The sequence below is a fragment of the Paramesorhizobium deserti genome (assembly GCF_001558695.1).
GTDB lineage: Bacteria > Pseudomonadota > Alphaproteobacteria > Rhizobiales > Rhizobiaceae > Paramesorhizobium > Paramesorhizobium deserti.
In genome coordinates this window covers 514,352-536,840 of sequence record NZ_LNTU01000012.1, presented here as the reverse complement: position 1 = coordinate 536,840, position 22,489 = coordinate 514,352, and the positions used below count along the sequence as shown (strand labels likewise).

At 60.3% G+C, this 22,489-nt stretch carries 33 protein-coding genes, 2 tRNA genes and 1 pseudogene; 35 read left to right on the top strand and 1 reads right to left on the bottom strand.

Going from position 1 to position 22,489, the window contains the following annotated elements:
* Nucleotides 1-355: 355 nt before the first annotated feature.
* Together ATN84_RS11725 and ATN84_RS11720 are read left to right on the top strand one after the other, a co-directional pair.
* Nucleotides 356-1,093, top strand: a complete 738-nt coding sequence (locus tag ATN84_RS11725; RefSeq protein ID WP_068881799.1) for a rhomboid family intramembrane serine protease — start codon at nucleotides 356-358, stop codon at nucleotides 1,091-1,093.
* Between the two features lie 111 nt (nucleotides 1,094-1,204).
* Nucleotides 1,205-1,636, top strand: a complete 432-nt coding sequence (locus ATN84_RS11720) for a CBS domain-containing protein (protein ID WP_068881798.1) — start codon at nucleotides 1,205-1,207, stop codon at nucleotides 1,634-1,636.
* A gap of 68 nt (nucleotides 1,637-1,704) precedes the next feature.
* Here ATN84_RS11720 and ATN84_RS11715 read toward each other — a convergent pair whose 3' ends face one another.
* Nucleotides 1,705-2,586, bottom strand: a complete 882-nt coding sequence (locus ATN84_RS11715) for a TrmH family RNA methyltransferase (protein WP_068881797.1) — start codon at nucleotides 2,584-2,586, stop codon at nucleotides 1,705-1,707.
* 201 nt (nucleotides 2,587-2,787) lie between these two features.
* Between ATN84_RS11715 and ATN84_RS11710 the strand changes: the two genes are divergently transcribed.
* The 33 genes and pseudogenes from ATN84_RS11710 (at nucleotide 2,788) to ATN84_RS11555 (ending at nucleotide 22,451) form a co-directional block, all read left to right on the top strand.
* Nucleotides 2,788-2,872 (top strand) — tRNA-Tyr (locus ATN84_RS11710).
* A 26-nt stretch (nucleotides 2,873-2,898) separates the two neighbouring features.
* A tRNA-Gly gene (locus tag ATN84_RS11705) sits at nucleotides 2,899-2,972 on the top strand.
* A 252-nt stretch (nucleotides 2,973-3,224) separates the two neighbouring features.
* Nucleotides 3,225-4,400 carry an elongation factor Tu gene (gene tuf, locus ATN84_RS11700; RefSeq protein ID WP_068881796.1) on the top strand — a complete coding sequence of 392 codons (1,176 nt, stop codon included), beginning with the start codon at nucleotides 3,225-3,227 and terminating at the stop codon, nucleotides 4,398-4,400.
* A 31-nt stretch (nucleotides 4,401-4,431) separates the two neighbouring features.
* Nucleotides 4,432-4,527: pseudogene (locus ATN84_RS26005) on the top strand (EF-Tu C-terminal domain-related protein); the annotation flags it as partial.
* A gap of 73 nt (nucleotides 4,528-4,600) precedes the next feature.
* On the top strand, nucleotides 4,601-4,909 hold the full coding sequence (rpsJ, locus tag ATN84_RS11695) for a 30S ribosomal protein S10 (protein ID WP_002964363.1): 309 nt from the start codon (nucleotides 4,601-4,603) through the stop codon (nucleotides 4,907-4,909).
* Between the two features lie 27 nt (nucleotides 4,910-4,936).
* Entirely contained in the window at nucleotides 4,937-5,674 is a 738-nt protein-coding gene (rplC, locus tag ATN84_RS11690; protein ID WP_068881795.1) for a 50S ribosomal protein L3, read from the top strand.
* Complete coding sequence (gene rplD, locus ATN84_RS11685) at nucleotides 5,674-6,294, top strand: 50S ribosomal protein L4 (RefSeq protein WP_068881794.1); 621 nt, start codon at nucleotides 5,674-5,676, stop codon at nucleotides 6,292-6,294. The genes rplC and rplD overlap by 1 nt, the downstream gene beginning before the upstream one ends.
* Nucleotides 6,291-6,584: a 50S ribosomal protein L23 gene (locus ATN84_RS11680; RefSeq protein WP_068881793.1), complete on the top strand. Its 294-nt coding sequence runs from the start codon at nucleotides 6,291-6,293 to the stop codon at nucleotides 6,582-6,584. Before rplD ends, ATN84_RS11680 begins: the two co-directional genes overlap by 4 nt.
* 20 nt (nucleotides 6,585-6,604) lie before the next feature.
* Entirely contained in the window at nucleotides 6,605-7,438 is an 834-nt protein-coding gene (gene rplB / locus ATN84_RS11675; RefSeq protein WP_068881792.1) for a 50S ribosomal protein L2, read from the top strand.
* A gap of 15 nt (nucleotides 7,439-7,453) precedes the next feature.
* The gene (rpsS, locus tag ATN84_RS11670; RefSeq protein ID WP_068881791.1) at nucleotides 7,454-7,732 is read left to right on the top strand and encodes a 30S ribosomal protein S19; all 279 of its coding nucleotides are present in this window, start codon (nucleotides 7,454-7,456) and stop codon (nucleotides 7,730-7,732) included.
* A gap of 2 nt (nucleotides 7,733-7,734) precedes the next feature.
* Complete coding sequence (gene rplV / locus ATN84_RS11665) at nucleotides 7,735-8,124, top strand: 50S ribosomal protein L22 (protein WP_068881790.1); 390 nt, start codon at nucleotides 7,735-7,737, stop codon at nucleotides 8,122-8,124.
* Nucleotides 8,124-8,834 (top strand): 30S ribosomal protein S3, encoded by a 711-nt coding sequence (gene rpsC / locus ATN84_RS11660; RefSeq protein WP_068881789.1) that lies wholly within the window; start codon nucleotides 8,124-8,126, stop codon nucleotides 8,832-8,834. The genes rplV and rpsC overlap by 1 nt, the downstream gene beginning before the upstream one ends.
* Nucleotides 8,835-8,872: 38 nt before the next feature.
* Nucleotides 8,873-9,286, top strand: a complete 414-nt coding sequence (rplP, locus tag ATN84_RS11655; protein WP_068881788.1) for a 50S ribosomal protein L16 — start codon at nucleotides 8,873-8,875, stop codon at nucleotides 9,284-9,286.
* An 11-nt stretch (nucleotides 9,287-9,297) separates the two neighbouring features.
* The gene (gene rpmC / locus ATN84_RS11650) at nucleotides 9,298-9,498 is read left to right on the top strand and encodes a 50S ribosomal protein L29 (protein WP_068881787.1); all 201 of its coding nucleotides are present in this window, start codon (nucleotides 9,298-9,300) and stop codon (nucleotides 9,496-9,498) included.
* A 13-nt stretch (nucleotides 9,499-9,511) separates the two neighbouring features.
* Entirely contained in the window at nucleotides 9,512-9,754 is a 243-nt protein-coding gene (gene rpsQ / locus ATN84_RS11645; RefSeq protein WP_068881786.1) for a 30S ribosomal protein S17, read from the top strand.
* Between the two features lie 68 nt (nucleotides 9,755-9,822).
* Entirely contained in the window at nucleotides 9,823-10,191 is a 369-nt protein-coding gene (gene rplN, locus ATN84_RS11640) for a 50S ribosomal protein L14 (protein ID WP_068881785.1), read from the top strand.
* A 12-nt stretch (nucleotides 10,192-10,203) separates the two neighbouring features.
* A complete protein-coding gene (gene rplX / locus ATN84_RS11635; protein WP_068881784.1) occupies nucleotides 10,204-10,518 on the top strand; it encodes a 50S ribosomal protein L24 in 315 nt (104 codons plus the stop codon).
* Nucleotides 10,511-11,068, top strand: a complete 558-nt coding sequence (rplE, locus tag ATN84_RS11630) for a 50S ribosomal protein L5 (protein ID WP_068881783.1) — start codon at nucleotides 10,511-10,513, stop codon at nucleotides 11,066-11,068. The genes rplX and rplE overlap by 8 nt, the downstream gene beginning before the upstream one ends.
* A gap of 25 nt (nucleotides 11,069-11,093) precedes the next feature.
* Nucleotides 11,094-11,399, top strand: coding sequence for a 30S ribosomal protein S14 (rpsN, locus tag ATN84_RS11625; RefSeq protein WP_068881782.1), 306 nt, complete (start codon nucleotides 11,094-11,096; stop codon nucleotides 11,397-11,399).
* 12 nt (nucleotides 11,400-11,411) lie between these two features.
* Complete coding sequence (rpsH, locus tag ATN84_RS11620; RefSeq protein ID WP_068881781.1) at nucleotides 11,412-11,810, top strand: 30S ribosomal protein S8; 399 nt, start codon at nucleotides 11,412-11,414, stop codon at nucleotides 11,808-11,810.
* Between the two features lie 39 nt (nucleotides 11,811-11,849).
* Nucleotides 11,850-12,383: a 50S ribosomal protein L6 gene (gene rplF, locus ATN84_RS11615; RefSeq protein WP_068881780.1), complete on the top strand. Its 534-nt coding sequence runs from the start codon at nucleotides 11,850-11,852 to the stop codon at nucleotides 12,381-12,383.
* A 12-nt stretch (nucleotides 12,384-12,395) separates the two neighbouring features.
* Entirely contained in the window at nucleotides 12,396-12,758 is a 363-nt protein-coding gene (rplR, locus tag ATN84_RS11610) for a 50S ribosomal protein L18 (protein ID WP_068881779.1), read from the top strand.
* An 81-nt stretch (nucleotides 12,759-12,839) separates the two neighbouring features.
* A complete protein-coding gene (gene rpsE, locus ATN84_RS11605) occupies nucleotides 12,840-13,400 on the top strand; it encodes a 30S ribosomal protein S5 (RefSeq protein ID WP_068881778.1) in 561 nt (186 codons plus the stop codon).
* A 50-nt stretch (nucleotides 13,401-13,450) separates the two neighbouring features.
* Entirely contained in the window at nucleotides 13,451-13,651 is a 201-nt protein-coding gene (gene rpmD / locus ATN84_RS11600) for a 50S ribosomal protein L30 (RefSeq protein ID WP_068881777.1), read from the top strand.
* Between the two features lie 20 nt (nucleotides 13,652-13,671).
* Nucleotides 13,672-14,148 (top strand): 50S ribosomal protein L15, encoded by a 477-nt coding sequence (gene rplO / locus ATN84_RS11595; protein ID WP_068881776.1) that lies wholly within the window; start codon nucleotides 13,672-13,674, stop codon nucleotides 14,146-14,148.
* A gap of 270 nt (nucleotides 14,149-14,418) precedes the next feature.
* Nucleotides 14,419-15,759 carry a preprotein translocase subunit SecY gene (secY, locus tag ATN84_RS11590; protein ID WP_068881775.1) on the top strand — a complete coding sequence of 447 codons (1,341 nt, stop codon included), beginning with the start codon at nucleotides 14,419-14,421 and terminating at the stop codon, nucleotides 15,757-15,759.
* Complete coding sequence (locus tag ATN84_RS11585; RefSeq protein ID WP_068881774.1) at nucleotides 15,756-16,340, top strand: adenylate kinase; 585 nt, start codon at nucleotides 15,756-15,758, stop codon at nucleotides 16,338-16,340. The genes secY and ATN84_RS11585 overlap by 4 nt, the downstream gene beginning before the upstream one ends.
* Before the next feature lie 312 nt (nucleotides 16,341-16,652).
* Nucleotides 16,653-17,021, top strand: coding sequence for a 30S ribosomal protein S13 (gene rpsM, locus ATN84_RS11580; RefSeq protein WP_068881773.1), 369 nt, complete (start codon nucleotides 16,653-16,655; stop codon nucleotides 17,019-17,021).
* A 143-nt stretch (nucleotides 17,022-17,164) separates the two neighbouring features.
* Nucleotides 17,165-17,554: a 30S ribosomal protein S11 gene (gene rpsK / locus ATN84_RS11575; RefSeq protein ID WP_068881772.1), complete on the top strand. Its 390-nt coding sequence runs from the start codon at nucleotides 17,165-17,167 to the stop codon at nucleotides 17,552-17,554.
* A gap of 103 nt (nucleotides 17,555-17,657) precedes the next feature.
* Entirely contained in the window at nucleotides 17,658-18,671 is a 1,014-nt protein-coding gene (locus ATN84_RS11570; RefSeq protein WP_068881771.1) for a DNA-directed RNA polymerase subunit alpha, read from the top strand.
* Between the two features lie 46 nt (nucleotides 18,672-18,717).
* On the top strand, nucleotides 18,718-19,146 hold the full coding sequence (rplQ, locus tag ATN84_RS11565) for a 50S ribosomal protein L17 (protein ID WP_068881770.1): 429 nt from the start codon (nucleotides 18,718-18,720) through the stop codon (nucleotides 19,144-19,146).
* A 454-nt stretch (nucleotides 19,147-19,600) separates the two neighbouring features.
* Nucleotides 19,601-21,124 (top strand): DegQ family serine endoprotease, encoded by a 1,524-nt coding sequence (locus tag ATN84_RS11560; protein ID WP_082766237.1) that lies wholly within the window; start codon nucleotides 19,601-19,603, stop codon nucleotides 21,122-21,124.
* A 16-nt stretch (nucleotides 21,125-21,140) separates the two neighbouring features.
* Nucleotides 21,141-22,451, top strand: coding sequence for a replication-associated recombination protein A (locus tag ATN84_RS11555; RefSeq protein WP_068881769.1), 1,311 nt, complete (start codon nucleotides 21,141-21,143; stop codon nucleotides 22,449-22,451).
* The last annotated feature ends 38 nt before the right edge of the window (nucleotides 22,452-22,489 follow it).

The window sequence follows — 22,489 nt, the reverse complement described above, 5'->3', positions numbered from 1 at the left end:
TCCGAATAATGTGCTGTTTCGGCACATTTGTTGGCTTATGAATATCTCTTGCCAGACACAGTGCAGGAAGCGTGCCATCCGCGGTGCTGCGGTACCACCTTAACCTTTTGTTCATCCACTGCGCCGGGCTGTTAAGGTTAACAAAGGGTTTCTGTTGCGCGGGCGCCAGAGATATGAGCAGGATGGATCTCGAAGAAAGCTTTGTCTTTACAGCACTTTTGGGTTCATGACTATTCAGGGTTACGGGTGGGAGCTCGACCCGGCCGCTCAGGGGTAAATCCCCGAGCGGCCTTTTCTTTTACCAAAGCCTCTCATATCTAGAGCATCGGGCGCGGCGGATTTGGCGAATCGCGCAATGTCTCCGGAGAATCATTTGGACCGCGAGCAGACATCTGAACCCGTTTTCAACATCCCCGGAATTATCCTGGTTCTCATTGGCATTTGCGTCGCGGCCTTCCTCGCACAGAACTATGTGCTCGACGACCGGCAGAACCTCTGGGTGCTGATGAATTTCGCCTTCTGGCCGGCGCGGTTTTCTCTAGGGGGCGGTTTCGGCGATCCGGCCGCATGGCTGACGGCCGTCACCTATTCCTTCCTGCATGGCGGGTTTGCCCATATCGCCGTTAATATGGTGTGGCTTGCCGCCTTCGGCTCGCCTTTGGCCGGGCGGATCGGTACTGCCAGGATGATCATATTCTGGATCGCGACGGCAATCGCAGCCGCTTTTACCCATTATGTGATCCATCCCGACAGTGCGATGCCGCTGGTGGGCGCTTCGGGATCGATTTCCGGCATGATGGGGGCTGCCGCGCGCTACGGTTTCCGCCGGGTGCCCGATATGTTGCAGCAGAAGGGTAGATCGGAATTCGCCGGCCCGCTGCTGCCGGTCGGCGTTGCGCTGACATTGCGCCCCGTTCTGGTGTTCCTCGCCGTCTGGTTCGTCATCAATATGGTCACGGGGCTGATCTCGCTCGCCCCCACCGAATCGGCGGCGATTGCCTGGGAGGCACATATCGGCGGCTTCCTTGTCGGCTTCTTCGGTATAGCATTTCTCGACCGGCCGAGCCCGTTGGACGAGATGCGGCGTTATTGAACAAGGACTTGCTTTGCCCGGCGCATGCGCGCACCATATCTCCCCTATCTTGCCGGATGGGTAGGACGGTTCCGGCGGCTATGGCGCAGCGGCGCCGTGAGGAGGCAAAGCATGACGGTCAGATCTATCCTTGAACGCAAGGGCCGCAATGTCGTCAGCATCTCGCCGGATGCGACGATCGTCGAGGCAGTCGCCGTTTTGGCCATGCATCGCATCGGCGCGGTCGTCGTTTGCGACGACGAAAAGGCGGTGAAAGGCATCCTGTCGGAGCGCGATGTCGTCCGCGCCATCGCCGGAGAGGGGCCAGAGGCCCTCGATCGCAAAGTCTCCGATTTCATGACCAGCAAGGTGCATGTCTGTTATGAACAAAACACCGTCAACGAGGTGATGGAAGTCATGACGGTCAACCGTTTCCGCCATCTGCCGGTGGAACGTGACGGACGCCTGGACGGAATCATCTCGATCGGCGACGTGGTTAAACGCCGGATCGAGGAAGTCGAGCGCGAAGCCGAAGAGATCAAGGCCTATATCGCTACTGCTTGAAGGGAATAGGGGAATAGGGGAATAGGGTGGATTCCCTTACTCCCTTACTCCCTTACTCCCTTACTCCCTTACTCCCTTACTCCCTTACTCCCATCAAGATACCGCCGCACCGCATAGAGCGAGATAGCGGCCGCATTCGATACGTTGAGCGACTTGATCGCCCCCGGCATGTCCAGCCGGGCAAGCGCGGTCACCGTCTCGCGCGTTTTCTGCCGCAGGCCCTTTCCTTCGGCACCCAGCACGAGCGCGATGCGCGTCCCCGCGAGCGCCGCTTCCATTTCCTTGGGGCCTTCCGAATCAAGCCCGATGGTCATGAAACCGAGCCGGTGCAGCTCGCCCAACGCCTCGGCGAGATTGCGCACCTCGATATGCGGGATGATCTCTAGCGCGCCGGATGCAGCCTTTGCCAGGACGCCCGATTCCTGCGGGCTGTGACGCGCCGTGGTGATAAGGGCGCCCGCGCCGAAGGCGACAGCCGAGCGCAGGATCGCGCCGACATTATGCGGGTCGGTCACCTGGTCGAGCACCAGAAGCAGCGAACTTTCGCCCAGATCCGCGAGCCTTTTGGCAGGAAGCGGCTCCGCTTCGATCATAACGCCCTGATGGACGGCCTCCGACCCGGTTTCCCGGTCGATCGCCTTCGGCTCGACGATCTCGACGGGGAAGGGCAGGGCTTGTGCCTCTCCGATCTCCAGCCTGGCGAGCGCGTTTTTCGTCACCAGCATCCGCCGGATCCGGCGCTCGGGATTATCCAGCGCCGCGCGCACGGTATGAAGCCCGTAGAGCCGGACCAGCCCTTCGGGCGCGGCAGTCCCCTCGATGGCAGGTCTTGCGGGACGGTGCTTTTGCCCTATCTGTCCTGTCGCGGCGGCTTTGCGATCGCGGTGCTGGCGGCGAAGGCGCGCATAGTGGGAATCTTTGGGCGATTTGGGATGTTGGTCGTCACTCATGGCGACGCTTATAACGCGTCATATGACCTTGCGATAGAACCGTCAGGCGGCAAAAGAGCTTAATGATTTTTCTTTTCAGCGATCTCCTGTTGACAGGGGGGAGGCTTCTCTGCATAACGCCCCCCGCGGATCACCCGCCTGCCGAAAACGGGCGGGGTATTCGTGCGAATGCCTAGTCGCTCGACTCCGCTGGCAGTGACCGGAGGGGTGCCCGAGTGGTTAAAGGGGACGGACTGTAAATCCGTTGGCTTAGCCTACGTTGGTTCGAATCCAACCCCCTCCACCACTGCCGGAGTTCGGAGTTGCGAGTGCGCGGGTATAGCTCAATGGTAGAGCAGCAGCCTTCCAAGCTGAATATGCGGGTTCGATTCCCGCTACCCGCTCCAGATTCTTGAAGAGCGGTTTGGTGTGAGGAAGCAACCGACGGGCGGTTCGCCGTTCCGTCTCTGGATAAAACATAGGTCGGGCATACCGGCCGGGCGCAAACGGTTCTAGAAGACGAGAGAACGACGGCGATGGCGAAGAGTAAGTTTGAACGTACGAAGCCGCATGTTAACATCGGCACGATCGGCCACTCCCCGAAGGTTGCGCTTGTCATTAGAGAATGCCTGAGCAGGCGAAAATAACGGAGAGCTCAGATGGCGAAGAGTAAGTTTGAACGTACGAAGCCGCATGTTAACATCGGCACGATCGGCCACGTTGACCATGGCAAGACGTCGCTGACGGCGGCGATCACGAAGTACTTTGGCGAGTTCAAGGCGTATGACCAGATCGACGCGGCGCCTGAGGAAAAGGCGCGCGGCATCACGATCTCGACGGCGCATGTCGAATATGAGACGGAGAACCGTCACTACGCCCACGTCGACTGCCCCGGCCACGCCGACTATGTCAAGAACATGATCACCGGCGCCGCGCAGATGGACGGCGCGATCCTGGTGGTTTCGGCCGCCGACGGCCCGATGCCGCAGACCCGCGAGCACATTCTGCTCGCCCGTCAGGTCGGCGTTCCGGCGATCGTGGTGTTCCTGAACAAGGTCGACCAGGTCGACGATCCGGAGCTCCTCGAGCTGGTCGAGCTTGAAGTGCGCGAGCTTCTGTCGAAGTACGACTTCCCCGGCGACGACATTCCGATCGTCAAGGGCTCGGCGCTGGCTGCGCTCGAAGACTCCAACAAGGAGATCGGCGAGGACGCGGTGCGGGCGCTGATGAAGGAAGTCGATGCCTATATCCCGACGCCTGAGCGTCCGGTCGACCAGCCGTTCCTGATGCCGATCGAGGACGTGTTCTCGATCTCGGGCCGCGGCACGGTTGTGACGGGTCGCGTCGAGCGCGGCATCGTCAAGGTCGGCGAGGAAGTCGAGATCGTCGGCATCAAGCCGTCGACCAAGACGACCGTCACCGGCGTCGAGATGTTCCGCAAGCTGCTCGACCAGGGCCAGGCCGGCGACAATATCGGTGCGCTGATCCGCGGCGTCGGCCGTGAGGACGTGGAGCGCGGCCAGGTGCTGTGCAAGCCGGGTTCGGTGAAGCCGCACACCAAGTTCGTGGCTGAAGCCTACATCCTGACCAAGGACGAGGGTGGCCGTCACACGCCGTTCTTCACCAACTACCGGCCGCAGTTCTACTTCCGCACGACGGACGTGACGGGTGTTGTGACGCTGCCGGAAGGCACGGAGATGGTGATGCCCGGCGACAACATATCGATGGACGTGACGCTGATCGTGCCGATCGCGATGGAAGAGAAGCTGCGCTTCGCCATCCGTGAAGGCGGCCGCACCGTCGGCGCCGGCATCGTGTCGAAGATCGTCGAGTAACGGCGACAACATATCGATGGACGTGACGCTGATCGTGCCGATCGCGATGGAAGAGAAGCTGCGCTTCGCCATCCGTGAAGGCGGCCGCACCGTCGGCGCCGGCATCGTGTCGAAGATCGTCGAGTAATAAGAAGATTGTGCAGGAGGTGCCTGTCCGTCCACACCGGGCAGGCGTCTACCGCGAACAAGGAACAGATGAAATGAACGGTCAAAACATCCGCATTCGCCTCAAGGCGTTTGATCATCGGATCCTTGACGCTTCGACGCGGGAGATCGTGTCGACTGCCAAGCGTACCGGTGCCAATGTGCGCGGACCGATCCCGCTTCCGACCCGGATCGAGAAGTTCACGGTCAACCGGTCGCCGCATATCGATAAGAAGAGCCGCGAGCAGTTCGAGATGCGCACGCACAAGCGCCTTCTCGATATCGTTGACCCGACCCCGCAGACTGTCGATGCGCTGATGAAGCTCGACCTGTCCGCAGGTGTCGATGTCGAGATCAAGCTGTAAGGCTTGAGGACGGAAGGAACGAACCCGATGCGTTCAGGTGTTATTGCACAGAAGCTGGGCATGACCCGCGTCTATAACGACGCCGGCGAGCATGTGCCGGTGACGGTTCTCCGCATGGAGAACTGCCACGTGGTGGCCCAGCGTACAGTTGAAAAGAACGGTTACACGGCTGTTCAGCTTGGCGTTGGCCTTGCCAAGGTCAAGAACACGCCCAAGGCGTTGCGCGGCCACTTCGCCGCTGCATCCGTTGAGCCCAAGGCGAAGGTAGCCGAGTTTCGCGTGTCGCCGGACAATCTCCTCGACATTGGCGTCGAGATCACGGCGGAACATTTTGTTCCCGGCCAGAAGGTCGACGTGACCGGTACCTCGATCGGTAAAGGCTTTGCCGGTTCGATGAAGCGCCACAATTTCGGCGGTCATCGTGCCTCGCACGGTAACTCGATCACCCACCGCGCGCATGGTTCGACGGGTCAGCGCCAGGACCCCGGCAAGGTGTTCAAGGGCAAGAAGATGGCCGGTCACATGGGTCAGACCCGCGTGACGACGCAGAACATCGAAGTTGTGTCCACGGATCTCGATCGCGGCCTCATTCTGGTCCGCGGCGCGGTTCCGGGTTCGAAGGGTGCATGGATCCTGGTGCGTGACGCCGTGAAGGCTTCGCTGCCCGAGAATGCGCCGAAGCCGGCCGGTCTCCGTCAGGCCGCACAGACTGAAGCAGCGTCGTCCGCGCCGGAAACGGCCGCAGCGACTGAGGGAGCCGAATAATGGATCTCACGATTACAACTCTTGAAGGCAAGGATGCCGGCAAGGTGAAGCTCTCCGAGGAGATCTTCGGTCTTGATCCGCGCGACGATATCCTTCAGCGCGTTGTCCGCTGGCAGCTCGCACGCCGCCAGCAGGGCACCCACAAGGCCAAGGGCCGTTCGGAAATCGACCGTACGGGCGCCAAGATGTACAAGCAGAAGGGTACGGGCCGCGCCCGCCATCATTCTGCTCGCGCTCCGCAGTTCCGCGGCGGCGGCAAGGCCCATGGTCCGGTTGTTCGCAGCCACGAGCACGAGCTGCCGAAGAAGGTTCGCGCTCTCGGCCTGCGTCATGCGCTTTCGGCCAAGCTGAAGTCGTCCGACCTGATCGTCATCGACGATCTGGCCGCCAAGGAAGCCAAGACCAAGCTCTTGACGGCACAGTTCGCCAAGCTCGGCCTCGAAAACGCGCTGCTCATCGGCGGCGCTGAGATCGATGTCAACTTCCGCCGCGCTGCTTCGAACATTCCGAATATCGATGTGCTGCCGGTGCAGGGCATCAATGTCTACGACATCCTTCGCCGCGGTAAGCTCGTTCTTTCCAAGGCGGCGGTCGAAGCTCTCGAGGAGCGTTTCAAATGACTGATCTTCGCCACTATGACGTGATCGTCAGCCCGGTCATCACCGAGAAGTCCACCATGGTTTCTGAAAACAACCAGGTGGTCTTCAACGTGGCCCGCAAGGCGACGAAGCCGGAAATCAAGGCTGCGGTCGAAGCGCTGTTCGGCGTGAAGGTGACCGCGGTGAACACTGCAGTGCGCAAGGGCAAGGTGAAGCGGTTCCGCGGCATCGTCGGGCGCCAGAGCGATGTCAAGAAAGCGGTCGTGACGATTGCCGAAGGGCAGTCCATCGATATTTCGACTGGTCTTTGAGAGGCCGTGGAGTAAAGACAATGGCACTCAAGCATTTTAACCCCACCACGCCCGGCCAGCGTCAGCTGGTCCTCGTGGATCGCTCCGAGCTCTACAAGGGCAAGCCGGTCAAGTCTCTGACCGAAGGCTTGACGAAGAAGGGCGGACGCAACAATTACGGCCGCATCACCGCCCGTTATCAGGGCGGCGGTCACAAGCGCACCTATCGCTTCGTCGATTTCAAGCGTCGCAAGCACGACGTTTCGGCGACGGTGGAGCGTCTTGAGTACGATCCGAACCGCACGGCGTTTATCGCACTCATCCGTTATGCGGATGGCGAGCTGAGCTACATCCTGGCGCCGCAGCGTCTTGCTGTTGGTGACACCGTCATCGCCGGTCAGTCGGTTGACGTGAAGCCCGGCAATGCGATGCCGCTTGCGTCCATGCCTGTCGGCACCATCATCCACAATGTGGAGATGAAGCCTGGCAAGGGTGGTCAGATCGCCCGTTCCGCTGGCACCTATGCACAGCTCGTGGGCCGCGACCAGGGCATGGCGATCCTGCGCCTGAACTCGGGCGAGCAGCGTCTGGTTCATGGTTCCTGCTTCGCCACGGTCGGCGCGGTTTCGAACCCGGACCACGGCAACGTGTCGCTCGGCAAGGCCGGTCGCCGCATCTGGCTCGGCAAGCGTCCGAGCGTTCGCGGCGTCGCCATGAACCCGGTCGACCATCCGCACGGCGGCGGTGAAGGCCGCACCTCCGGTGGCCGCCATCCTGTTTCTCCGTGGGGCAAGCCCACGAAGGGCAAGAAGACGCGCTCCAACAAGGCGACGGACAAGTTCATCATGCGTTCGCGCCATCAGCGCAAGAAGTAAGAGAGGAAGTCTGAAGTGGCTCGTTCAGTTTGGAAAGGACCGTTCATTGACGGCTATCTTCTCAAGAAGGCTGAGAAGGTACGCGAAGGCGGTCGCAATGAGGTCATCAAGATCTGGAGCCGTCGCTCCACGATCCTGCCGCAGTTCGTCGGCCTAACCTTTGGCGTTTATAACGGCAACAAGCATGTGCCGGTTTCGGTGTCCGAGGAAATGGTCGGACACAAGTTCGGTGAATTCGCGCCGACCCGGACCTATTACGGTCACGGTGCGGACAAGAAGGCGAAGAGGAAGTAACGATGGGCAAGGCTAAGGCTCCGCGCCAGCTTAAGGATAACGAGGCGAAAGCCGTCGCCCGCACGATCCGCGTCAGCCCGCAGAAGCTCAACCTGGTGGCGAGCTTGATCCGCGGCAAGAAGGTGAGTGCGGCACTGGCCGATCTGACGTTCTCGCGCAAGCGGATCGCCGGCACGGTGAAGAAGACGCTCGAATCTGCGATCGCCAACGCGGAAAACAACCACGACCTCGATGTCGATGCGCTGATCGTCGCGGAAGCCTATGTCGGCAAGTCGATCGTGATGAAGCGCTTCCACGTCCGTGGCCGCGGCCGCGCGAGCCGGATCGAGAAGCCTTTCTCGCATCTCACCATCGTTGTCCGCGAAGTCGCGGAAAAAGGGGAGGCCGCATAATGGGCCAGAAGATTAATCCGATCGGCTTCCGCCTCGGCATCAATCGCACCTGGGATTCGCGTTGGTACGCGAACACCGGCGAATACGGCAAGCTGCTGCACGAAGATCTGAAGATCCGTCAGTATCTGATGGACGAGCTGAAGCAGGCCGCGATCTCCAAGGTCGTGATCGAGCGTCCGCACAAGAAGTGCCGCGTGACGATCCACTCGGCTCGTCCGGGCCTGATCATCGGCAAGAAGGGCGCGGACATCGAGAAGCTGCGTCGCAAGCTTTCCGAGATGACCAATTCGGAAGCCGCGCTCAACATCGTCGAAGTGCGTAAGCCGGAAATCGACGCGACCCTGGTCGCCCAGTCGATCGCCCAGCAGCTGGAACGCCGTGTGGCATTCCGTCGCGCCATGAAGCGCGCCGTGCAGTCGGCCATGCGTCTCGGCGCCGAGGGCATCCGTATCAACTGCTCGGGCCGTCTCGGCGGCGCTGAAATCGCGCGTATGGAATGGTATCGCGAAGGTCGCGTTCCGCTACATACGCTGCGCGCCGACATCGATTACGGAACGGCCGAAGCACAGACCGCCTACGGCATCTGCGGTGTCAAGGTCTGGGTGTTCAAGGGCGAGATCCTTGAGCACGATCCGATGGCTTCCGAGCGTCGCTCCGTCGAGGGCGAGGCCCAGGGCCATTCATCGAACCGCCGGCGCGAAAACGCCTGATTGGTCGGTTGCGGTCAAGAATTTTGGAGTAGAGAACAATGTTGCAGCCTAAGCGCACAAAGTTCCGCAAGCAGTTCAAGGGCCGTATTCACGGCGCGTCGAAGGGCGGTACGGAGCTCAATTTCGGTGCTTTCGGATTGAAGGCTTTGGAGCCGGAGCGCGTTACCGCACGTCAGATCGAGGCGGCTCGTCGCGCGATCACCCGTCACATGAAGCGTGCGGGCCGCGTGTGGATCCGTATCTTCCCGGATGTGCCGGTCACCTCGAAGCCGACCGAAGTCCGCATGGGTAAAGGTAAGGGTGGCGTGGATTATTGGGCAGCACGCGTTGCTCCAGGCCGCGTCATGTTCGAGCTTGACGGCGTACCGGAAGATGTGGCACGCGAAGCGCTTCGACTCGGAGCCGCGAAGCTTCCGATCAAGACGCGTTTCATCCAGCGCATCGCAGAATAAGAGAGGCAGCCATGAAAGCCGCAGAAGTTCGGGCGCAGAGCCTCGATCAGATGAATGACGAACTGGCAAAGCTGAAGAAAGAGCAGTTCAATCTGCGCTTCCAGAAGGCGACCGGCCAGCTCGAGAAGACCGCGCGTGTCAAGCAGATCCGCCGGGATATCGCACGTATCAAGACTATCGCCCGCCAGAAGGCGGCCGAAAGCAAGGCATAAGGAAAAGAATATCATGCCTAAACGCATTCTGCAGGGCGTTGTCGTCAGCGACAAGAACGACAAGACCATCGTGGTCAAGGTCGAGCGGCGCTATTCGCATCCGCTTCTCCAGAAGACCGTGCGCCAGACCAAGAAGTACAAGGCGCATGATGAGAACAATCAGTTCAAGGTCGGCGATATCGTTTCCATCGAGGAATCGAAGCCGATTTCGAAGGACAAGTGCTGGGTCGTCTTAACCGACGGTTCGGCGGGCTAACAAACAACAGCAATCGAGGGCAGGGCGATAACGCCTGACCCGGCTGAACGAAAAGAAGGCGGCCAGTCATGATTCAGATGCAAACAAACCTCGACGTCGCGGATAATTCCGGCGCCCGTCGTGTCATGTGCATCAAGGTGCTGGGCGGTTCGAAGCGGAAATATGCTTCCGTCGGCGACATCATTGTCGTTTCGATCAAGGAAGCCATTCCGCGCGGCCGCGTGAAGAAGGGTGACGTGATGAAGGCGGTTGTCGTGCGCACCGCCAAGGACATCCGTCGCGCCGATGGCAGTGTTATCCGGTTCGACAAGAACGCTGCCGTTTTGATCGATAACAAGAAAGAGCCCATCGGCACCCGTATCTTCGGACCGGTTCCGCGCGAGCTGCGCGCCAAGAACCACATGAAGATCATCTCGCTGGCTCCGGAAGTTCTGTAAGGGAGCAAGACGATGCAAAAGATTCGCAAAGGCGACAAGGTCGTCGTTTTGGCCGGCAAGGACAAGGGTCGCACGGGCGAAGTGCTCAGCGTTGCGCCCAAGGAAGACAAAGCCGTCGTTCGCGGCATCAATGTAGTGAAGCGCCACCAGCGCCAGACCCAGACGCAGGAAGCGGGCATCATTTCCAAGGAAGCCCCCATCCATCTGTCCAATCTGGCCGTTGCCGATCCCAAGGATGGCAAGCCGACCCGCGTCGGCTTCCGCATCGAGAAGGACGGCAAGAAGGTGCGTGTGGCAAAACGTTCTGGAGAGCTGATCGATGGCTGATGCAAAGATCGAACCGCGCTTGAAGAAGCATTACCAGGACGTTGTCCGCAAGGCGCTTCTCGAGCAGTTCAAATACGAAAACGAGATGCAGATCCCGCGCGTCGACAAGGTCGTGCTCAACATGGGTGTCGGCGAAGCGACGGGCGATTCCAAGAAGCCGACGATCGCCGCCGATGATCTCGCGCTCATCGCCGGCCAGAAGCCGGTGATTACGCACGCGCGCAATTCCATCGCGACCTTCAAGGTCCGTGAGAATATGCCGCTCGGCGCCAAGGTTACGCTCCGTAAGGATCGTATGTACGAGTTCCTGGACCGGCTGATCACCATCGCGCTGCCGCGCGTTCGTGACTTCCGCGGCCTGAACCCGAAGAGCTTTGACGGCCGTGGCAATTTCGCCATGGGTATCAAGGAGCACATCGTGTTCCCGGAGATCAACTACGACAAGGTCGATCAGATCTGGGGCATGGATATCATCGTTTGCACGACCGCCAAGACGGATGATGAGGCGCGGGCATTGCTCCGTGCTTTCAACTTCCCGTTCCGGCAGTAACGACAAGCGTAGCGAGGTAATTGAAATGGCCAAGACTAGCGCAGTCGAAAAGAACAAGCGCCGCGTGCAGTTGGTTAAGCGTTACGCTGCAAAGCGTGCACGGTTGAAGGCGGTCGTTATGGACCAGGCCCTTCCGTTGGACGAGCGTTTCCGCGCGACCATCCAGCTTGCTGAAATGCCGCGTAATTCTGCAAAGGTCCGTATCCGCAATCGTTGCGAGGTTTCGGGTCGTCCGCGCGGTTTCTACCGCAAGCTCAAAATGTCGCGTATCGCGCTCCGCCAGCTGGGTTCGCTCGGCCAGGTTCCGGGCGTGGTCAAGTCGAGCTGGTAAGGGAGAAGCCCCATGTCTATGTCAGATCCTCTCGGCGATATGCTGACCCGCATCCGCAACGCGATCGGCCGCAAGAAGAGCAAGGTTTCCACCCCTGCCTCCAAGCTTCGCGCCCGCGTTCTCGATGTGCTTCAGTCCGAAGGTTATATCCGCGGCTACAGCCAGACCGAGTTTGAAAACGGCAAGGCCGAGATAGAAATCGAGCTGAAATATTACGAAGGCGCTCCGGTGATCCGCGAGATCACCCGCGTTTCGAAGCCTGGCCGCCGCGTTTATGTGTCGGTCAAGTCTATTCCGCAGGTCGCAAATGGTCTTGGTATCTCGATCCTGTCGACGCCGAAGGGCGTGATGGCGGATCACGAGGCCCGCGAACAGAACGTTGGTGGTGAGCTGCTCTGCCGTATTTTCTAATTCGGTAGACAGTACACAGATAAACGGACAGGTATAAAAATGTCTCGTATCGGTAAAAAACCCGTGCCGGTCCCGGCAGGCGTGACCGCCACCGTCGATGGTCAGACCGTCAAGGCGAAGGGCGCGAAGGGCGAGCTTTCGTTCGTCGTCAACGATGAAGTGCTGGTGAAGCTGGAAGATAACGCGGTTCATGTCGATCCGCGCGACCAGTCGAAGGATGCGCGCTCGAAGTGGGGCATGTCCCGCACGATGATCGCCAACATCTTCAACGGCGTGAAGGATGGCTTCGAAAAGAAGCTCGAGATCAACGGTGTCGGTTATCGCGCGGCGATGCAGGGCAAGAACCTGCAGCTTTCGCTGGGCTTCAGCCACGAGGTGATCTATGAGGTTCCGGCCGGAATCACGGTTGCCGTGCCGAAGCCGACTGAAATCGTTGTCAGTGGCATCGATAAGCAGCAGGTCGGCCAGGTCGCGGCTGAGATCCGCGAATATCGCGGACCCGAGCCCTACAAGGGCAAGGGCGTGAAATATGCTGGCGAGAAGATCGTCCGCAAAGAAGGCAAGAAGAAGTAAGGAACCCGCGTCATGGCATCGCCGAAAGAAACCATTCAGCGTCGCGCATCACGCGTTCGCCGTCAGATCAAGGCGGTCGCCAACGGCCGTCCGCGGCTCAGCGTGCATCGCTCTTCGAAGAATATCTACGCACAGATCATCGACGATGTGCGTGGTGTCACGATCGCAGCCGCCTCGTCACTCGATGGCGAGCTGAAGGGCATGCTCAAGACCGGTGCGGACACGGGTGCCGCCGCCGCTGTCGGCAAGCTTGTCGCGGAACGCGCCGTCAAGGCCGGCGTGAAGGAAGTCGTGTTCGACCGTGGCCCGTTCATTTTCCACGGCCGTGTCAAGGCCTTGGCCGAGGCCGCTCGTGAGGCCGGTCTGAGCTTCTAAAAAAATTAGCCAGGGTGTTACCTTCAAAGTGACTCTCTAACTTTAAATGTGTGCTTCCGGAAAAGAAAAAGGAACTAGGATATGGCACAGAGAGAACGTAGCCGCGATGATCGCGGTCGGGACGAGCGCGATAGCGAATTCGTCGACAAGCTCGTCCACATCAACCGTGTCGCCAAGGTCGTCAAGGGCGGCCGGCGCTTCGGTTTCGCCGCACTCGTCGTGGTTGGCGATCAGAAGGGCCGCGTAGGCTTCGGTCACGGCAAGGCACGCGAAGTACCGGAGGCGATCCGCAAGGCGACCGAGGCTGCCAAGCGCGACCTCATCTTCGTCCCGCTGCGTTCGGGCCGCACGCTTCATCATGACGTCGAAGGCCGTCATGGCGCCGGCAAGGTTCTGCTGCGCGCCGCCGCTGCCGGTACCGGCATCATCGCCGGTGGTCCGATGCGCGCCGTCTTCGAGACGCTCGGCATGCAGGACGTCGTTGCCAAGTCGCTCGGCTCGTCCAACCCCTACAACATGGTTCGGGCGACGTTCGATGCGCTGAAGCATCAGATGCACCCGAAGGATATCGCCGCACAGCGTGGCATCAAGTATTCGACCCTTCAGGCTCGCCGCCGTGATGTGGTCGGCGCCGAAGAATAGCCGACGCTGGCGCGGGCCCGTGGGCCTGTCGAAGACAAGGAATATGAGTGATGGCTGAGAAGAAGAAGGGCAAGACGGTCACGGTCGAACAGACCGGCAGCCCCATCCGTCGTCCGGCTGAGCAGCGTGCAACGCTGATCGGTCTGGGTCTTAACAAAATGCACCGCCGCTCGACGCTGGAAGATACGCCGGCAGTTCGCGGCATGATCGCCAAGGTTCAGCACCTCGTCCGCATCGTGGACGAGGCCTGATAACGCGGGAGATTGAAAAGATGAAACTCAACGATCTGCGTGAAAAGCCTGGCGCCGCCAAGGCTCGCAAGCGCGTCGCCCGCGGTATTGGTTCGGGTTCGGGCAAGACCGGCGGACGTGGCGTGAAGGGTCAGAAGTCCCGCTCGGGCGTCTCGATCAACGGCTTCGAAGGCGGCCAGATGCCGATCTATCGTCGCCTGCCGAAGCGCGGCTTTACCAATATCTTCGCCAAGAGCTACAATGTCGTGTCAGTCGGCCGCGTCCAGCAGGCCATCGATGCCGGCAAGCTCGACGCCAAGCAGGCCATCACCGCCGAGGCCCTCAAGGCCGCTGGCGTGATCCGCCGTCCCAAGGATGGTGTTCGCCTGCTCGCCGATGGCGAGATCACCGCTAAGGTGAGCTTCGAAGTGGCCGGCGCATCGAAAGCCGCCATCGAGAAAATCGAGAAAGCAGGTGGCTCGGTGAAATTGCCGGAAGCTGCCGCCGCTGCCGAATAAGCACAGGGCTGATAGCGGCCGTCTTCTGGTGGAGCGACGTTGACGTCTGGAACCGTGACTGTCACGTGCGTTCAGATGGTCAACTCGAAAGCTCCACCAGTCGCACGCAGTGATTGGTGGTCCCTTTCATTCCGATATTTGCTGATCTGTCGACGGCAGCAGGGGCAAATATCGGAACGGGACCATTAGCCGCGCTTGTACCTTTGCGCCTTTGCGCATATCTGGGGTAGGACCGCCACATGTTGGCGGGGGACAGACCGGAGATTTTCCATGGCATCGGCTGCAGAACAGCTTGCATCCAATCTGAATTTCTCGGCTTTTTCAAAAGCCGAAGAGCTGAAAAGACGGATCTGGTTCACCCTGGGTGCGCTGCTCGTCTACCGGTTCGGTACCTATATCCCGCTTCCCGGAATCAATCCCGATGCGCTGGCCCAGGCATTCCAGCAGCATAGCCAGGGCGTCCTCGGCCTTTTCAACATGTTCGCCGGTGGCGCGGTCGGCCGTATGGCCATCTTCGCGCTCGGCATCATGCCTTATATTTCCGCTTCGATCATCGTGCAGCTCATGACCTCGGTCGTGCCTTCGCTTGAGCAGTTGAAGAAGGAAGGCGAGCAGGGCCGCAAGGTCATCAACCAGTATACGCGCTACGGCACGGTTCTGTTGGCGACGGTGCAGGCCTACGCCATTGCTGCCGGGCTCGAATCGGGCAATGGCATCGTCACGGATCCGGGATTGTTCTTCCGTATCTCGACGGTCATCACGCTCGTCGGCGGCACGATGTTCCTGATGTGGCTCGGCGAGCAGATCACCGCGCGCGGCATCGGCAACGGCATTTCGCTGATCATCTTCGCCGGCATCGTCGCCAACCTGCCGCACGCCATTTCCGGCACGCTGGAACTGGGCCGCACGGGCGCGCTTTCCACTGGGCTGATCCTCGGTATCATCATCCTGGCGATCGTGCTGATCGCCGTGATCGTCTTCGTCGAGCGTGCGCAGCGCAGGCTACTGATCCAGTATCCCAAGCGTCAGGTCGGCAACCGCATGTTCCAGGGCGATACCTCGCATCTGCCGCTGAAGCTCAACACGGCCGGCGTCATTCCGCCGATCTTCGCCTCGTCGCTGCTCCTGTTGCCGGCGACCGCCGCAGGCTTTGCCAACACGCAGGATCTGCCCGGCTGGGCGACCACCATCCTGGCGGCGCTTGGCCATGGACAGCCGATCTATATGTTCCTTTATGCGGCGCTGATAGCTTTCTTCTGCTTCTTCTACACCGCGATCGTCTTCAACCCGAAGGATACGGCGGATCAGCTCAAAAAGCATTCGGGCTTCATTCCAGGCATTCGTCCCGGCGAGAGGACTGCGGAATATATCGATTACGTGCTGACGCGTATCACGGTCGTCGGCGCCATCTATATCGTGCTGGTCTGCCTCCTGCCCGAGTTTCTGATTTCGGCAACAGGTGTTCCCTTCTATCTCGGCGGCACCTCATTGCTCATCGTGGTCAGCGTGACGCTCGATACGGTCGCGCAGGTACAGGGACATCTGATTGCCCATCAATATGAGGGGCTTATCAAGAAATCGAAGCTTCGGGGAGGAAAGCGCAGCAAATGAGACTGATTCTTCTTGGACCTCCAGGAGCGGGGAAGGGGACGCAGGCCAAGCTTCTGGCACATAAGCACGGCATACCCCAGCTCTCCACCGGCGACATGCTTCGCGCCGCCGTCGCTCAGGCGACCGAGGTCGGCAAGCGCGCCAAGGCTGTGATGGATGCCGGGCAACTGGTTTCCGACGAGATCGTCAACCAGATCGTCTCGGACAGGATCGACGAGCCGGATTGCGCAAGGGGTTTCATTCTCGACGGCTATCCCCGCACCGTCCCCCAGGCCAAGGCCCTGGGGCAGATGCTGAAGGACAAGGGGCTGCGCCTCGACGCGGTGATCGAACTCAAGGTCGATGAAGCGGCCCTGGTGCGGCGCATGGAGAACCGTGTCGCGGAAACGACCGCATCCGGCGGCCAGGTTCGCTCCGACGATAATCCGGAAGCCTTCCGCAAGCGTCTGGTGGAGTACCGGGAGAAGACGGCGCCGCTGTCGGAATATTATGCCGGTACCGGTGAATTGAGGGTGGTTAACGGCATGGAAAACGTCGATGCCGTGACCGCCGAGATAGAGAGAATACTGATACCGGCCTGAGCATTTTGCAGCCAAGCGGAAAGCTTGGCGTCGGATAAATGCGACGAAAGCAAAGTGATCAGGACGGTATTTAAAAAGAAACGCCCGGGGAGTTGACTTTTCCCGGCGATTCCGCCAAAGACAGCACCAATTCGTTTAGTTTTGAATGGTCGGTGCCGGCGAAACGACAAGAGCCGATACCGGGCATTTTTGTGTTGTCCGGGTCAGGAGCAGGTCCAGGAAAAGTGTGAAGCGGTTTTCCGTCCGGACTTGCGATGAAATTAAGGTAGTGAGCGTCCGGACAGGACAGCGGCAACATTAAGGAGAATAGGCGTGGCTCGTATTGCTGGCGTCAACATCCCGACGAACAAGCGTGTTATCATTGCGCTTCAGTACATTCACGGGATCGGACAGAAGTTTGCTCAGGAAATCGTCGACAAGGTCGGCATTCCTTCTGATCGTCGTGTCAATCAGTTGACGGATGCTGAAGTGCTTCAGATCCGTGAGACGATCGATCGCGACTATCAGGTCGAGGGTGATCTTCGTCGCGAAGTTTCGATGAACATCAAGCGTCTGATGGACCTTGGCTGCTATCGCGGCCTGCGTCATCGCCGCTCGCTTCCCGTTCGCGGTCAGCGCACGCATACCAATGCGCGCACCCGCAAGGGCCCGGCCAAGGCGATTGCCGGCAAGAAGAAGTAATTAGAGTGAGTAGGGAATAGGGGTTAGGGAGTAGTCAGTAGGGTTTTAATCCTCTGCTCACTATTCCCTACTCCCTATCTCACTATTCCCTCTGGTGTAGCCGCTGGCGTTACGGCGGCGTTGAGATCAACGGAAGGACTACCATGGCCAAGGAAGCCACCCGCGTTCGCCGTCGCGAGCGCAAGAATATTTCGTCGGGCGTTGCCCACGTTAATTCGACGTTCAACAACACGATGATCACCATCACCGACGCGCAGGGCAATGCGATTGCCTGGTCGTCCGCTGGTGCTCAGGGTTTCAAGGGTTCGCGCAAGTCGACCCCGTTCGCAGCCCAGATGGCCGCTGAAGACTGCGCCAAGAAGGCGCAGGAGCATGGCATGCGTTCGCTTGAGGTCGAGGTTTGCGGTCCGGGTTCCGGCCGTGAATCCGCGCTTCGCGCGCTGCAGGCGGCCGGCTTCATGATCACCTCGATCCGTGACGTGACGCCGATCCCGCACAATGGTTGCCGCCCGCGCAAGAAGCGCCGCGTCTAACCTGCGATCTTAAACCGTACGAGCCCCAGTCGGGGCTCCTCTGCGGTTCCACGCTCTGTCGCCACGATTGGATGGTGGTGAAGGCAAGGACAAGGAAAAGCAAATGATCCAGAAAAACTGGCAGGAACTGATCAAGCCGAACAAGGTTGAGTTCCAGACCTCGGGTTCGAAGACCAAGGCGACCGTGATCGCCGAGCCGCTCGAGCGCGGCTATGGCCTGACGCTCGGCAACGCGCTGCGCCGCGTGCTGCTTTCTTCGCTGCGCGGCGCTGCGGTGACCGCGGTGCAGATCGACGGCGTGCTGCATGAGTTCTCCTCGATCGCCGGTGTGCGCGAGGACGTGACGGATATCGTCCTCAACATCAAGGAAATCGCCATCAAGATGGAGGGCGACGGGCCGAAGCGCATGGTCGTCCGCAAGGAAGGCCCCGGCGTGGTGACCGCAGGCGATATCCAGACGGTCGGCGATGTCGAGATCCTCAATCCAGATCATGTGATCTGCACCCTCGACGAGGGCGCGGAAATCCGCATGGAATTCACTGTCAACACCGGCAAGGGCTACGTCCCGGCCGACCGCAACCGCGCTGAAGACGCGCCGATCGGCTTGATCCCGGTCGACAGCCTCTACTCGCCGGTCCGCAAGGTGTCTTACAAGGTCGAGAACACCCGCGAGGGCCAGGTGCTCGACTATGACAAGCTGACGCTCAACATCGAGACGGACGGTTCGATCACCGGCGAGGATGCGGTTGCTTACGCTGCCCGTATCCTCCAGGATCAGCTTTCGATCTTCGTCAATTTCGAAGAGCCGCAGAAGGAAGCGCCGCAAGAGCAGGTGGCGGAGCTCGCCTTCAACCCGGCGCTGCTGAAGAAGGTGGACGAGCTGGAGCTGTCGGTCCGTTCGGCCAACTGCCTGAAGAACGACAACATCGTCTATATCGGCGACCTGATCCAGAAGACGGAAGCCGAGATGCTGCGGACCCCGAATTTCGGCCGCAAGTCGCTGAACGAGATCAAGGAAGTCCTGGCCTCCATGGGCCTCCATCTGGGCATGGAGATTCCGTCCTGGCCGCCGGAAAACATCGAAGATCTCGCCAAGCGTTACGAAGATCAATATTGAGAATACCGGCCAGACGCCGGACAGGAAAGATTGAAGGAGAAGGCTCATGCGCCACGGTAAATCAGGCCGCAAGCTGAACCGGACTGCCAGCCACCGCAAGGCGATGTTTGCCAATATGGCCGCATCGCTGATCGAGCATGAGCAGATCGTGACGACGCTGCCCAAGGCCAAGGAAATTCGTCCCATCGTCGAAAAGCTTGTCACCCTTGGCAAGCGCGGCGATCTTCATGCTCGCCGTCAGGCCATTTCGGCCATCCGCGACGCTAAGCTGGTCGCCAAGCTGTTCGATACGCTGGCAACCCGCTACGCCCAGCGCAATGGCGGCTATCTCCGCGTCATGAAGGCCGGTTTCCGCGCCGGCGACAACGCGCCTCTGGCGGTTGTTGAATTCGTGGAGCGCGATGTCGATGCCAAGGGCGCCAAGGACCGCGCCCGCACCGAGGCTGAAGAGGCCTCGACGGCAGAAGCGGCATAATCGCTTTCACATCTGAGATGAACAAGGGGCCGCAAGGCCCCTTTTTCGTTTGGGGGAGCCGGCGGGGCCCAGCATATGCAGGATTTCAAAACTGCGAAGCGATTTTCGGTTTGACCGTTCCGGAATGGATCCCCAGGGGCACGAGGATCCATTCCGGAACATCGCCACTCCACCAGCGGTCAGAATTAGAGAATCGCTACCCGTGGCCCCGATTCCATCAAAATAGAAACCTCTCTACTTCCTGTAGTGGCCGTGCTCTATCTTTCCGCTGCGATAACGGTTCAGAACGATCTCAAGCAAATTGGCTCAACCGCGGAATCCTGTCGATTGCGGCAATCTGCGGATTGGATTTCATATTCCCGCCCCTTATCGCTAGCAATCATCCGATGCTTGCGGCTTGGCCGGCCAGGCTTTCCCGCCTATCTATCTCTCAGCACCAATTCCGGAGTTCCCCATGCCTTTCCGTTCTTCCAGGATCGTTGGTTTTCTTGCAGCGGCGATGACGATCGCTGCCCTGTCGTCTCCCGTGGCATCGTTTGCGCAGGAGAAAAGCACGACCGACATGCTGCGCGATACCTTCAAGGGGCTCCTCGATGGCGGTTCCGGCAAGACTGGCGACACCCAGCCGACTACGCCGCCTCCCGCGCCTTTGGGCAAGCAGATCCCGCTGAGCCGTGGTGACATGCAGTTGTCCTTCGCGCCGCTCGTCAAGGCGACGGCGCCGGCCGTCGTCAATGTCTATGCCGCACGGCAGGTGACGACCCGCTCGCCCTTTGCCGGCGATCCGTTCTTCGAGCAGTTCTTCGGTCGCCAGTTCAGCGGCCCGCCGCGCATCCAGTCCTCTCTTGGCTCCGGCGTGATCGTCGATCCGAGCGGCATCGTGGTGACCAACAACCACGTTATCAGGGATGCCGACGACATCAAGATCGCGCTCTCCGACGGCCGCGAGTTCGAAAGCCGCATCCTGCTCAAGGACGAGGCGACCGATCTCGCTGTCCTGAAAATCGACGCCAAGGAAGCCTTTCCGACCCTCGCATTCGGCAATTCCGACGATGTCGAGGTCGGCGATCTGGTGCTCGCGATCGGCAATCCCTTTGGCGTCGGCCAGACAGTGACGAACGGCATTGTCTCGGCGCAGTCGCGCACGCGCGTCGGTATTTCCGATTTCGATTTCTTCATCCAGACCGATGCGGCGATCAATCCCGGCAATTCCGGCGGCGCGCTGATCGACATGCGCGGCCAGCTCATAGGCATCAACACCGCCATCTACTCGCGCTCCGGTGGCTCGATAGGCATCGGCTTCGCCATTCCCTCCAATATGGTGCGCGCGGTGGTCGAGACGGCGAAGAAGGGCGGCAAGAACTTCGAACGTCCCTTCATCGGCGCCACCTTCCAGTCGGTGACGCCCGACGTGGCGGAAAGCCTCGGCCTGCCGCAGCCCTACGGCGCCCTGATCACGGCCGTCACCGATGGCGGACCGGCAGCGAAGGCCGGGCTCAAAGTCGGCGATCTGGTCCTCTCCATGGATGGCGTGCGTGTCGATAACCCGGATGTGCTGGCTTATCGGACTTCGACGGTGGGCATCGGGAATATCGTGAAATTGAACGTCCTGAGCGGATCGCAGCAGCGCGAGGTGCAGGTGACGCTCGCGAGACCGCCCGAGCCGGTGGCCGCAAAAACCCAGATCATTGAAGGCGAAAACCCGCTCGCCGGTGCCGAAATCACCGATCTGACGCCGGAGAATACCCGCCAATTCCGCCTGCCCAGGACAACGCGCGGTGTGGTGGTGACGGGCGTCTACCGCAACTCGCCCGCCATGCGGCTCAATCTGCGCAAGGGCGATATCATCCGCAGGGTCAACGGTGTCGAGATCAAGACGGCTGGCGATCTGACCGAGGTGCTTTCCGCCGGCACGAGCCTCTTGTGGCGCTTCGAGTTCGAGCGCAACGGCGCTATTATTCGACAATATATCCGTTAGCCTTTAGGCATAGGGCATGACCGACCTTTTCTCCGCCAGTATCGATCCTCAGGCCGACCGCAACCGGCCGCTCGCCGATCGCATGCGTCCCCGCCACCTTTCTGAGGTGACGGGACAGCCGCATCTGACCGGTCCCGAGGGCGTGCTGACGCGCATGATCGCCTCGGGCACGCTCGGCTCGATGATCTTCTGGGGGCCGCCCGGCACCGGCAAGACGACCGTGGCGCGGCTGCTTGCCGGCGAGACCAATCTGGCCTTCGAGCAGATATCGGCGATCTTCTCCGGTGTCGCGGATTTGAAGAAGGTATTCGACGGCGCCCGCGCGCGCCGCATGTCGGGCCGGCAGACGCTGCTCTTCGTCGATGAGATCCATCGCTTTAATCGTGCGCAGCAGGATTCATTCCTGCCGGTGATGGAGGACGGCACCGTTATTCTGATCGGCGCGACGACCGAGAACCCGTCCTTCGAGCTGAACGCCGCGCTTTTGTCGCGGGCGCGTGTGCTGACCTTTCATCCCCATGATGCGACAAGCATCGCCACGCTTCTTGCCCGCGCCGAGGAGAGCGAAGGCCGCAAACTGCCGCTCGACGAGGAGGGTAGGGCAAGCCTCGTCCGCATGGCGGATGGCGACGGCAGGGCGGCGCTGACGCTTGCCGAGGAAGTCTGGCGTGCCGCGCGCGAGGGAGAAACCTTCAATGCCGCCCAATTGCAGGAGATCGTGCAGCGCCGCGCGCCGGTCTATGACAAGAGCCAGGACGGCCATTACAATCTGATTTCGGCGCTGCATAAATCCGTGCGCGGATCGGACCCGGATGCAGCGCTCTATTATCTCTGCCGCATGTTCGACGCGGGCGAGGATCCGCTCTATCTCGGCCGCCGGCTGGTGCGCATGGCTTCGGAGGATATCGGCCTTGCCGATCCGCAGGCCCTTGTCATCGCCAATGCCGCCAAGGACGCCTATGATTATCTCGGTTCCCCGGAAGGTGAGCTGGCCCTGGCGGAGGCCTGCGTTTATCTGGCGACAGCGCCGAAATCGAATGCCGTCTACACCGCCTATAAGGCGGCGATGCGCGCGGCCAAGGAAAACGGCTCGCTCGTTCCGCCCAAGCATATCCTCAATGCGCCGACCAAGCTGATGAAAGGTGAGGGCTATGGCGCGGGCTACGCCTATGATCATGACCAGCCCGACGCATTCTCGGGCCAGGACTATTTCCCCGAGGCGATGGGCCGCCAGAACTTCTACGATCCGCCGGAGCGCGGTTTTGAAAGGGAAATCCGCAAACGGCTGGATTATTGGACCAAGCTGCGGCGCGAGCGGCAGGGGTAATCCATAGGGGAGAGCTCGGGGTCGTTTGGCGGCCCCGA